At 54.9% G+C, this 11,349-nt stretch carries 9 protein-coding genes and 1 pseudogene; 6 read left to right on the top strand and 4 right to left on the bottom strand.

Going from position 1 to position 11,349, the window contains the following annotated elements; all coding sequences use genetic code 11:
• The coding region (locus tag ACWYRJ_RS19515) for an OmpG family monomeric porin (RefSeq protein WP_455508461.1) at positions 1–587 on the top strand (587 nt) is incomplete at its 5' end.
• 34 nt (positions 588–621) lie between these two features.
• Here the strand turns inward: ACWYRJ_RS19515 and ACWYRJ_RS19510 are convergent.
• On the bottom strand, positions 622–1,632 hold the full coding sequence (locus tag ACWYRJ_RS19510; protein ID WP_223579007.1) for a LacI family DNA-binding transcriptional regulator: 1,011 nt from the start codon (positions 1,630–1,632) through the stop codon (positions 622–624).
• A gap of 155 nt (positions 1,633–1,787) precedes the next feature.
• Here ACWYRJ_RS19510 and ACWYRJ_RS19505 point away from each other — a divergent pair, with 155 nt between their 5' ends.
• The 3 genes from ACWYRJ_RS19505 to tyrR all read left to right on the top strand — a co-directional run bounded on the left by ACWYRJ_RS19505 (position 1,788) and on the right by tyrR (position 5,888).
• Complete coding sequence (locus tag ACWYRJ_RS19505) at positions 1,788–3,185, top strand: YcjX family GTP-binding protein (RefSeq protein WP_223579005.1); 1,398 nt, start codon at positions 1,788–1,790, stop codon at positions 3,183–3,185.
• Complete coding sequence (locus ACWYRJ_RS19500) at positions 3,182–4,234, top strand: YcjF family protein (RefSeq protein WP_136194958.1); 1,053 nt, start codon at positions 3,182–3,184, stop codon at positions 4,232–4,234. The genes ACWYRJ_RS19505 and ACWYRJ_RS19500 overlap by 4 nt, the downstream gene beginning before the upstream one ends.
• Before the next feature lie 112 nt (positions 4,235–4,346).
• Entirely contained in the window at positions 4,347–5,888 is a 1,542-nt protein-coding gene (gene tyrR, locus ACWYRJ_RS19495; protein WP_133294547.1) for a transcriptional regulator TyrR, read from the top strand.
• A gap of 36 nt (positions 5,889–5,924) precedes the next feature.
• Here tyrR and ACWYRJ_RS19490 read toward each other — a convergent pair whose 3' ends face one another.
• Positions 5,925–7,133, bottom strand: a complete 1,209-nt coding sequence (locus ACWYRJ_RS19490) for an aldose 1-epimerase family protein (RefSeq protein ID WP_223578996.1) — start codon at positions 7,131–7,133, stop codon at positions 5,925–5,927.
• A gap of 275 nt (positions 7,134–7,408) precedes the next feature.
• Entirely contained in the window at positions 7,409–7,915 is a 507-nt protein-coding gene (gene tpx / locus ACWYRJ_RS19485; protein WP_023335907.1) for a thiol peroxidase, read from the bottom strand.
• 107 nt (positions 7,916–8,022) lie between these two features.
• Here tpx and ycjG point away from each other — a divergent pair, with 107 nt between their 5' ends.
• Entirely contained in the window at positions 8,023–8,988 is a 966-nt protein-coding gene (gene ycjG, locus ACWYRJ_RS19480; protein ID WP_455508460.1) for an L-Ala-D/L-Glu epimerase, read from the top strand.
• On the opposite strand, the gene mpaA is transcribed toward ycjG, so the two are convergent.
• The gene (mpaA, locus tag ACWYRJ_RS19475; protein ID WP_111965078.1) at positions 8,979–9,692 is read right to left on the bottom strand and encodes a murein tripeptide amidase MpaA; all 714 of its coding nucleotides are present in this window, start codon (positions 9,690–9,692) and stop codon (positions 8,979–8,981) included. The two genes, ycjG and mpaA, sit on opposite strands and share 10 nt — an antisense overlap.
• Before the next feature lie 185 nt (positions 9,693–9,877).
• Here mpaA and ACWYRJ_RS19470 point away from each other — a divergent pair.
• Positions 9,878–11,236 (top strand): annotated as a pseudogene (locus tag ACWYRJ_RS19470) (peptide ABC transporter substrate-binding protein); the annotation flags it as partial.
• Positions 11,237–11,349: the final 113 nt, after the last annotated feature.

Raw genomic sequence — 11,349 nt, 5'->3', positions numbered from 1 at the left:
CCGGCGGTTTCCGTAATTATGGTTATCACTTTAAGGATGAACACGGCGCCAGAGACGGCAGCGCTAATATGCAGCGCTACAAAATTCAGCCTGACTGGGATATAAAATTAACCGACGACTGGCGTTTTGGCGGCTGGTTTGCCATGTATCAGTTTGCTAACGATCTGGAAAAAACCGGCTATTCAGACAGCCGCGTCGAAACCGAAACGGGCTTTACCTGGACCATTAACGACACCTTTGCCGCTAAAGTGAATTACTATTTAGAACGCGGGTTCAACATGGACGGTTCCCGTAATAACGGAGAATTCTCCACCCAGGAAATTCGTGCCTATCTGCCTATTTCGTTAGGCCAGACCACCTTAACGCCTTACACACGACTGGGGCTCGATCGCTGGTCGAACTGGGACTGGCGGGACGATCCCGAGCGTGAAGGACATAATTTCAACCGCGTGGGTATGCAGTACGCCTATGACTTCATTAACGGTTTATCCATGACGCTTGAATACGCCTATGAATGGGAAAACCATGACGAGGGTAAAAACGACCGCTTCCACTATGCGGGCGTTGGGGTAAATTACGCTTTCTGATCGTGTGTCTTCCAGGGGCTAACTGCCCCTGGTTTTAGCGCAGCGAGGCCGCCAGTATAAAATGGGTATCAACCAGCACTTTTTGCGGGGCGGGATGACCTGCAATACGCCTGAAAAGTAGATCGCAGCTCTCTTCCCCCAGCTTTCGGGTGGGGATATCAAACCCGCCAGGTGCGGGTGTTAAAATGAGAGACAGCATCGGGTCACTGTATCCGGCTATCACCACCTGCTCTGGAATCATCAGATTCAACTCATCCGCCGCACGATAGAGGCTTAGCAACTTCATGCTGTCGGTAGCAAATACCGCATCGGGCGGCGTGGATGAAGACAACAGCTCCAGAGCCGCAGTAAGCGCGCTCTCATGGGTATAACCGCCATCCCTGATCCAGTCCGGGTTAAGGGCAATATGGTGCTTTTCCAGGCTGGCTTTATAGCCCGCAAGACGATCGATCGAAACATGATAATCAAGCGGGGCATGCAGACAGGCAATTTTACGGCGTCCGTTTTTAATAAAGGTTTCGGTCAGCGTGGCGCTGTCATGGAAATTATCTGTGTCGACGGAATAGATATTTTGATACTCCCCTTCCACTTTGCCGATAACCACTACCGGTACGCCATACTCATCCAGCGTGGTGAAAAAGGATTCATTTGCCGGTGAGCTCAGCATAATGATCCCTTTGATCATCTTTTGTTTAATTTTACTCACGCATTTCAGCAGATCGTCCTCGCTGCTTTTTGAGGTTTGTAAAATAACGTCAAATCCTTCTTCTTCCGCTTTTGCCGTAATGGCATGAAGGATATCGGAGAAAAAGGGATTACCGGCAGTGGTTTTGGTTGAACGGGTCGAAATAACCATGATGGCATCAAAGCCTGAAGAGGTCAGGGCACGGGCCAGTTTGTTGGGCTGATAATTTAATTCGTCAATCGCCTTCAGCACTTTTTCACGCGCTTCGGGAGAAATATTCGTTTGTTTATTCAGAACGCGGGAAACGGTTGATTTCGATACGCCCGCAACCCGTGCGATATCATAGATGGTGGGTGACATACACCTTACTCACTCCGGACTGACAGCAATGCCGTTCATCTTACTGGAGAGAAAACGGCAATAGCAATAAATAAGAATTGATAATCAACGATCTGCCCCCATTTATTGTATTCTGAAGCCATGCATTCAAGGCTTCCGGGCAACGAAGGACGGTGATGAAGCGACTTAAAAACGAAATTAATTCACTGGTTAACCGTGGCGTTGACCGTCATCTTCGACTGGCGGTAACAGGATTGAGCCGCAGCGGTAAGACGGCGTTTATCACTGCGATGGTAAACCAGCTCATGAACCTGCATGCCGGGGCGCGTCTGCCGTTGCTCAGCGCGGTGCGGGAAGAACGTCTGCTGGGCGTGAAGCGCGTCCCTCAGCGCGATTTTGGTATTCCTCGTTTTACCTATGACGAAGGGCTGGCGCAGCTGTATGGCGATCCGCCCGCGTGGCCGACCCCGACGCGAGGGGTCAGTGAAATTCGTCTTGCGCTGCGTTTTCGCTCGAATGAATCCCTGATGCGCCACTTCAAGGATACTTCCACGTTGTACCTTGAAATCGTCGATTATCCCGGCGAATGGCTGCTCGACCTGCCGATGCTGGCGCAGGATTACCTCAGCTGGTCCCGCCAGATGACGGGCTTGTTGCAGGGGCAACGCGCAGGGTGGTCGGCCAAATGGCGACAGCTTTGCGAAGGACTGGGCCCGCTTGCGCCAGCAGATGAAAACCGTCTTGCGGCCATTGCCGACGCATGGACGGCGTATTTGCACCAGTGTAAACAGGAAGGATTGCACTTCATTCAGCCGGGTCGCTTTGTTCTGCCGGGTGATTTAGCGGGCGCACCTGCGCTTCAGTTCTTCCCCTGGCCGGATGTGGATGGGGTGGGTGAGTCGACGCTGGCGCAGGCTGATAAGCACACGAACGCCGGGATGCTCCGCGAGCGTTACAATTACTACTGTGAAAAAGTGGTCAAGGGATTCTATAAAAACCACTTCTTGCGATTTGATCGTCAGATTGTGCTGGTGGATTGCCTGCAGCCTCTCAACAGCGGGCCGCAGGCCTTCAACGATATGCGCCTGGCGCTGACGCAGCTGATGCAAAGTTTTCACTACGGGCAGCGGACGCTGTTCCGTCGTCTTTTCTCACCGGTGATCGACAAACTGCTCTTTGCGGCCACGAAGGCCGATCACGTCACGGTCGACCAGCATGCCAATATGGTATCGCTGCTGCAGCAGCTGGTGCAGGACGCCTGGCAAAACGCCGCCTTCGAAGGGATCGGCATGGATTGCCTTGGGCTCGCGTCAGTGCAGGCGACACAAAGCGGGCTGATTGATCTTAACGGCGAGAAAATACCGGCATTACGCGGGAACCGGCTCAGCGACGGTGAGCCGCTTACCGTCTATCCGGGCGAAGTGCCTGCGCGGCTGCCGGGTCAGGCCTTCTGGCATAACCAGGGCTTCCAGTTTGAAGCCTTCCGCCCGCAGGCAATGAGTGTCGACAGGCCTTTACCACACATCCGTCTGGATGCGGCGCTGGAGTTTTTGATTGGAGATAAATTGCGATGACGGAACCGTTAAAACCGCGCATAGACTTTACCGGAACGCTTGAGCACGACCCTCAGGAGGCGTTCAAAACCGCGCAGACGTTCAGCGGCACGCAGGCCGATAACTTTTCCCCGGCCCTGACAGAGGAGCCCGCCGTTGAGGAAGGTCCGGCAGAGGCGGTTGTGGAAGCCGCTCTGCGTCCAAAACGAAGCCTGTGGCGCAGGATGGTCACCGCCGGTCTGGCGCTGTTTGGCGTAAGCGTGGTTGGGCAGGGCGTGCAGTGGACGATGAATGCCTGGCAAACTCAGGACTGGGTCGCGCTGGGCGGATGTGCCGCAGGCGCGCTGATTGTGGGGGCGGGCATCGGGTCGGTTACCACCGAGTGGCGTCGGCTCTGGCGTTTGCGCCAGCGCGCGCACGAGCGTGATGAAGCGCGGGATCTGCTCCACAGTCACGGCACCGGCAAAGGTCGTGCCTTCTGTGAAAAGCTGGCCAGCCAGGCCGGAATCGATCAGTCGCACCCGGCGCTTCAGCGCTGGTACGCCGCCATCCATGAAACCCAGAACGATCGGGAAGTGGTGACGCTATATTCCCACATGGTTCAGCCGGTGCTGGATGCCCAGGCGCGGCGCGAGATTAGCCGTTCTGCGGCGGAATCCACCCTGATGATTGCCGTCAGCCCGCTGGCGCTGGTCGATATGGCCTTTATCGCCTGGCGTAATCTGCGCCTGATCAACCGTATCGCGAACCTTTACGGCATAGAGCTGGGTTACTACAGTCGGCTCAGGCTGTTTAAGCTGGTCCTGCTCAATATCGCGTTTGCCGGGGCGAGTGAGCTGGTGCGCGAAGTGGGAATGGACTGGATGTCGCAGGATCTGGCGGCGCGTCTTTCTGCTCGTGCCGCCCAGGGGATTGGCGCAGGATTATTGACGGCGCGTTTGGGGATTAAAGCGATGGAAGTCTGCCGTCCGCTGCCCTGGATTGACGGCGATAAGCCGCGACTGGGGGATTTCAGGCGCGAGCTGATCGGCCAGCTCAAAGAGACGCTCAATAAAAAACCGGCTCCATGAGGTTTTGTTCACTAATCGTGCTGGCTGTCAATATTTGTTGACAGCCATCTTCCCGATCACCGTGTTCTGACATATCATTTTACTGTTACTGGCTTAAAACGGTGAATTTCCCATGCGTCTTGAAGTCTTCTGTGAAGACCGTCTCGGTCTGACCCGCGAATTACTCGATCTTCTTGTTTTACGTAGCATTGATTTACGTGGCATTGAGATCGATCCTGTCGGGCGAATTTACCTCAATTTTGCCGAAATTGAATTTAATACATTCAGCAGCCTGATGGCGGAAATCCGCCGTATCGCTGGCGTTACGGATGTACGCACCATTCCCTGGATGCCTTCTGAACGTGAGCACCTGGCACTGAGCGCGCTGCTGGAGGCCATGCCTGAACCGTTCCTCTCCCTGGATTTGAAAAGCAAAGTTGAGCGCGTTAACCACGCGAGCTGCCAGCTTTTCGCGCAGAGCCAGGAGAAGCTCAGCAATCATAACGCCGCGCAGCTGATCCCCGGCTTTAACTTCCAGCGCTGGCTGGACAGCAATCCGCAGAACACGCTTAGCGAGCATGTGGTGATTAACGGGCAGAATTTCCTGATGGAGATCACGCCGGTCTATCTGAAAGGGGAAGGGAACACTCGCATGCTCACCGGGGCGGTGATCATGCTGCGCTCGACGCTACGCATGGGTCGCCAGCTGCAAAACCTCTCCAGTCAGGACGTTGGTGCGTTCAGCCAGATTATTGCCGTCAGCCCGAAAATGCGCCATGTGGTTGATCAGGCGCGTAAGCTCGCAAGCCTGACCGCGCCGCTGCTGATTACCGGGGACACCGGCACAGGGAAAGACCTCCTGGCTCATGCGGTGCATCTGGCGAGTCCGCGTGCGGCTAAGCCTTATCTGGCACTTAACTGCGCCTCTATTCCGGAAGATGCCGTTGAAAGCGAGCTGTTTGGTCACGCGCCGGAAGGTAAGAAAGGGTTCTTCGAGCAGGCTAACGGCGGCTCCGTGCTGCTGGACGAAATCGGCGAAATGTCGCCACGTATGCAGGCTAAGCTGCTGCGTTTCCTGAACGACGGAACCTTCCGCCGCGTCGGTGAGGATCACGAAGTGCATGTGGACGTGCGCGTTATATGCGCCACCCAGAAAAACCTGGTTGAACTGGTGCAAAAGGGGATCTTCCGCGAGGATCTCTATTACCGCCTCAACGTCCTGACGCTCAACATTCCGCCGCTGCGCGATTGCCCGCAGGACATCATGCCGCTTACTGAGCTGTTCGTCGCCCGCTTTGCCGACGAGCAGGGTGTGCCGCGTCCGAAGCTGTCTGCCGATCTCGGCACGGTGCTGATGCGCTACGGCTGGCCGGGCAACATTCGTCAGCTTAAAAACGCCGTCTATCGCGCGCTGACCCAGCTTGAAGGCTACGAACTGCGCCCGCAGGATATCCTGCTGCCGGATTACGACGCCGGAACGGTATCGGTAGGGGAAGAGGCGATGGAAGGTTCGCTGGACGATATTACCAGCCGTTTTGAACGCTCAGTGCTGACGCAGCTGTACCGCAGTTATCCCAGCACCCGCAAGCTGGCAAAACGCCTTGGCGTCTCGCACACCGCGATCGCGAACAAGCTGCGCGAGTATGGTTTGAATCATAAGAAAGGCGACGAATAACAAAAAGCCTCTGTAAAGAGGCTTTTTACTTTACGTTTATTCCTTCGCCATCGGCGTGTTAACGATTTCTGTTTTTGTCTCGCCCTGAATCGACGCAATCCTGCTTTCAACCTCTTTCACCTGCTGCGGGCTGTGGAGCAGGGTGTAGGTCAGATCAAACTGCGCGCTGGCACCGGGCTGCAGCTGCTTAACCCGCTTCTGCTCACGTTCAATCGTGACGGGGTAGGCGTAACTAGTGCCCGGTTCGATGCCCGTGACGTAGCCCTGCTTCAGCGTGTCGGTGTTTTTCCATAAGGTCAGCACGGGCAGCTGGCGGGTATCAAACTGGATTGACGCGCCTTTATCACCGGCTTTATTGACCACCGCCGCGAGCGTTTCGTGGTTATTGTCTGCCAGCGGTTTAATATTAAAGACCATCTCATCAAAGCCTTTTGTCGGCCCGGCGTAGGTTTGCCAGTCGTTAACCCCCGCTTTGGCGTAGTCATTGAACGGGCTCACGCTCGCCGCAGGCGCAAGGAAACGGGCGCCTTCCTCTAGGATCGGCGTGCCGAAGTTGCTGTGATAGATGATTTGATAATCATGAGGGTAATCGGCATGGTTTGTCAGAACATCGTGCAGGCTGAACCGGTTGGTTCCGGGAACGTAGCGCAGCTCGGTCATGGTTTGCAGATCCGATTTTTTAAACGTGCTCTCTTTGATCAAACCCCGAACGCGGATCTCATGCGGAGCGGTATCCGCCACCTCAACTTCCACCTGCGATACCGGTGTATTTCCGGCCCTGCCGTGAAGGGTGTAAATTTGCCCATCTGCGGTAACCGGATGACCAGTCCACTCGTAGCCACAGCGCACCATCATCTCGTTGAAACCATCCAGCCAGCCGAGACCGTTGCGGCTTTCAAGATTGATGTAAGCCGGGTTCACGACCTCTTTAACAGGAGAATTCCAACCCAGTCGGGTGCCAAACCCTTCCACGTGCAGAAGGTTCATGCCACGGGTAGGGCTCAGGGTAATCGTCAGGCCATCTTTACTGCTAATAATGATGACTTTACTGCCTTCCTGCTTGCCGCCGTGTAAGATTTTTTGCTCAATGCTGAACGTCTGATCTTTAACTTTCAGCTCATCACTGGAAATCTTCCAGTTTCCTTTCTCTACGCTGCTTTCAGCGCTTGTCAGCACCCAGGTTTTAGCCGCGGCATGGCCAGAAACTAGGACCGCCAGAAGCGTAAAAGCGAATTTGATCTTCATATTTTATCCTTTTTGCTGAAACGATTATTTTCTTTCGTAAGCAAATCTAATGTTTAGACAAAAAGGGAAATGTGATGGGCTTCACTCGGGATGAAAATAGGGGATTTTAACGATTATTATGCGTTGCTGATCACGATCATGTTACATATTGCTCTGATTATTGCAGGATTAATGTGACATGCGAGCATTTATGCTTTAACGATTCAGCTTTAAAGTAATAAAAAACCCCGCCGCGGCGAGGTTGAGAATGAGTTGTATAGAATGCTAAGGACTTATTATGCTTTTAGCACGTCCAGCGCGGCAGTGTAATCTGGCTCGGTGGTGATTTCATTAACCAGTTCGCTGAAGACAACAGTGTCGTTTTCATCAAGAACCAGTACAGCTCGTGCTGCCAGACCTTTAAGTGGGCCTTCCGCGATGCTGACGCCATATTTCTCAAGGAAATCAGCGCTGCGCAGGGTGGAGAGGGTGATGACGTTGCTCAGGCCTTCGGCACCGCAGAAACGGGACTGGGCAAACGGCAGGTCAGCGGAAATGCACAGCACCACGGTGTTGTCCATTTCAGTCGCCAGCTGGTTGAATTTACGCACGGATGCGGCACAAACACCGGTATCAATGCTTGGGAAAATGTTCAGTACTTTGCGTTTGCCCGCAAACTGAGCCAGTGTGACGTCAGACAGATCTTTAGCCACCAGAGTAAAAGCCTGCGCTTTGCTGCCAGCCTGCGGAATGGAACCTGCAACAGCAACCGGGTTGCCCTGGAAATGAACGAGTTGTGACATAGATATCTTCCTGTTTACATATAGTTAACGTCGGGGCTAGTGTATGCCATCAGCGGATAACACGGCAAACCAAATTTTTCGCCTTTCCGGGCCGCAAGGAGTCAGTGATGAGAAGCGTTAAGGTCTATGAAGAAGCCTGGCCATTGCATACCCCGTTTGTGATCTCCCGCGGCAGCCGAAGTGAAGCCAGCGTGGTCGTGGTTGAAGTCGAAGAAGAGGGGTTTAAAGGCGTCGGGGAATGTACGCCTTACCCGCGCTATGGGGAAAGCCTTGCGTCGGTGATGGCGCAGATCATGACCCTTGTGCCTGACCTGCAAAAAGGTCTCACGCGTGAGTCGTTACAGCAGCGTTTGCCCGCCGGGGCGGCGCGTAACGCTATCGACTGTGCGCTCTGGAGCCTTGAAGCCGCTCAGCAGCAAAAATCGCTGACGTCCTTGCTGGGTGTGGCGCTGCCTGAGTCCGTCGTGACGGCGCAAACGGTCGTGATTGGTGAGCCGGAGCAGATGGCCGCCAGTGCGAAAGCGCTCTATGACGCCGGGGCCACGCTCTTGAAAGTGAAGCTCGACGATCGTCTGATCAGCGAGCGGATGGTCGCCATTCGCTCTGCGGTGCCCTCAGCCACGCTGATTGTTGACGCCAACGAGTCGTGGCATCCTGAAGGGCTGGCAGCGCGATGCCAGCTGTTGGCCGATCTGGGCGTGGCGATGCTGGAGCAGCCTCTGCCAGCAAAAGATGATGCGGCGCTGAAGAATTTTATCCATCCGTTGCCCGTCTGCGCGGATGAAAGCTGCCATACCCGCGAAAATTTGAGCGAGCTTAAGGGCCGCTATGACATGGTCAATATCAAGCTCGACAAGGCAGGCGGACTGACAGAAGCCCTGGCACTGGCTGCGGACGCCAGGGCGCAGGGGTTTGCCCTTATGCTGGGGTGCATGCTTTGCACCTCCCGGGCGATCGGCGCGGTGCTTCCGCTGGTCAATCAGGTCCGTTTCGCCGATCTCGATGGTCCGACGTGGCTGGCTGTTGACGTTTCACCGGCGCTTCATTTTACCAGCGGCGTGCTTCATCTCTGAGGCTGCCAGCGCAGAAGCTCCACCATCGCTTTTAAGTATTTTTCGCTGGCTTCGTCGGAGGAAATCGGCGGGAATTCAGCGGTGATGCAGGGCAGGCTCAAATCGGCGCACCAGCTACCAAAGGAACCAGGGGTTTCATAGCCCACGCTGGTGACGAGCGGCAGGGCGAAAGCCTGCGCCAGCCACTCGCCCAGTTCAGAGTGGCGCGGATCTTCAATACAGGCCAGCGGATCGTGGAAGGAGACAACCCATGCTGGGTGGATTTTATGGATAAGCTGGCACAGCGCCTGCGTTTCCGGCTCCGAGCCGGGCTTGTCTCCCGTTAGCAGCACCACGTCCCGCTCCTCGGCGGAGCTGTTCCAGCGATATACCGTTTCCCCTGCGCGCCAGTTTGCCGCGGGGAAATTACGGTTCAGGTCGATTCCTCTCGCATTCGCCCGCAATCCCAGCTGACAGCCGTCCGGATTGACGGCAAGAATCACATGGTGACGTCGCAACGAAGGCGTCAGCGTCCTCAGCGCGCAGGAAAGCGTGACGATGGAAGAGTTCTCGTCTCCGTGCGTGCCGGCAATGATCAAACCGCTGTTGCGATCGGCATCGGGTGCCGGGAACCAGATCAGCGATGCGCCTAAAAATGAACGGCCATATTGCTCGGCGCCCGGCGGAAAGGCGCCGCGCTCCGCTCGCGGTCGGGTGGTTGCCATACGAAATCCTGATAAAGAAGTCTCTACAGGCAGTGTTGTGCAAAATCCGCTGTTAATCAAATAGTTTCCGTGACGGCTGAGAATTGCCTCAAATCACTATTCCGGACGAAGGTATTTGCATTTCTCTGTTTCGAAACAAATAATTACGCATCTGCTTGTTACTTGAATTCATTAAAGGGGATCTTATGAAGCATCCTGTTTCGCGTCTCTGTGCTGCACTGTACCTGTGCGGACTCTCTACACTCTCGTACGCTGCTGATGTGCCACAGGGCACGGTACTGGCGCAAAAACAGGAGCTGGTCAGGCATATTAAAGACGAACCCGCTTCGCTCGATCCGGCAAAAGCGGTGGGATTACCCGAGATTCAGGTAATTCGCGATCTTTTCGAAGGGCTGGTGAATCAGAACGAGAAAGGGGAACTGACCCCAGGGGTAGCGACGCGCTGGCAGAGCAACGATAACCGTATCTGGACGTTCACCCTGCGCGATAACGCGAAATGGTCTGACGGTACGCCCGTCACCGCTCAGGATTTTGTCTACAGCTGGCAGCGTCTGGTTGACCCGAAAACCACGTCTCCGTTTGCCTGGTTTGCGGCGCTGGCAGGCATCAACAACGCGCAGGCCATTATTGATGGCAAAGCGGCGCCAGATACCCTGGGCGTGACGGCGGTGGATGCCAGAACCTTACGCGTCCAGCTGGACAAACCGCTCCCGTGGTTTAGCAACCTGACGGCGAACTTCGCCTTCTATCCGGTGCAAAAAGCGAACGTTGAAAGCGGTAAGGAGTGGACGCGTCCGGGCGCTCTGGTAGGTAATGGCGCCTACGTCCTGAACGACCGCGTGGTGAATGAAAAACTGGTCGTCGTTCCGAATACCCATTACTGGGACAATGCGAAAACTGTCCTGCAAAAAGTGACTTTCATTCCGATTAATCAGGAATCGTCCGCCACAAAACGCTATCTGGCAGGGGATATCGATATCACCGAATCGTTCCCGAAAAACATGTATCAGAAACTCCTGAAGGACATTCCGGGACAGGTGTATACGCCGCCCCAGCTCGGGACCTATTACTACGCGTTTAACACGCAAAAGGGGCCGACTGCCGATGCCAGGGTGCGTCTTGCGCTGAGCATGACTATCGATCGCCGTATTATGGCAGAGAAGGTGTTAGGTACCGGCGAGAAGCCGGCCTGGCATTTCACCCCTGACGTGACGGCGGGTTTCACCCCTGACCCTTCACCGTTCGAACAGATGTCGCAGCAGGAGCTGAACGCTCAGGCCAAAACTCTGCTCCAGGCCGCCGGCTACGGCCCTCAGCGTCCGCTGAAGCTGAACCTGCTGTACAACACCTCGGAAAACCACCAAAAAATCGCCATAGCGGTGGCTTCCATGTGGAAGAAAAATCTTGGTGTGGATGTCAAACTGCAAAACCAGGAGTGGAAAACCTATATCGACAGCCGCAATACCGGCAATTTTGATGTTATCCGCGCGTCATGGGTAGGTGATTACAACGAGCCTTCGACCTTCCTGTCCCTGCTGACGGCTTTGTTGAATAAATCAGATTTCGGGTAAGTCTCCCCCGTAGCGGGTTGTGTTTTCAGGCAATACGCACGCTTTCAGGCATACCTGCTTTCGTCATTTTGTTCAGCGCTCGTACC

The organism is Enterobacter sp., from assembly GCF_977039595.1.
The sequence above is the reverse complement of the archived record's forward strand: the minus strand, read 5'-3'. Positions and strand labels throughout refer to the sequence as shown.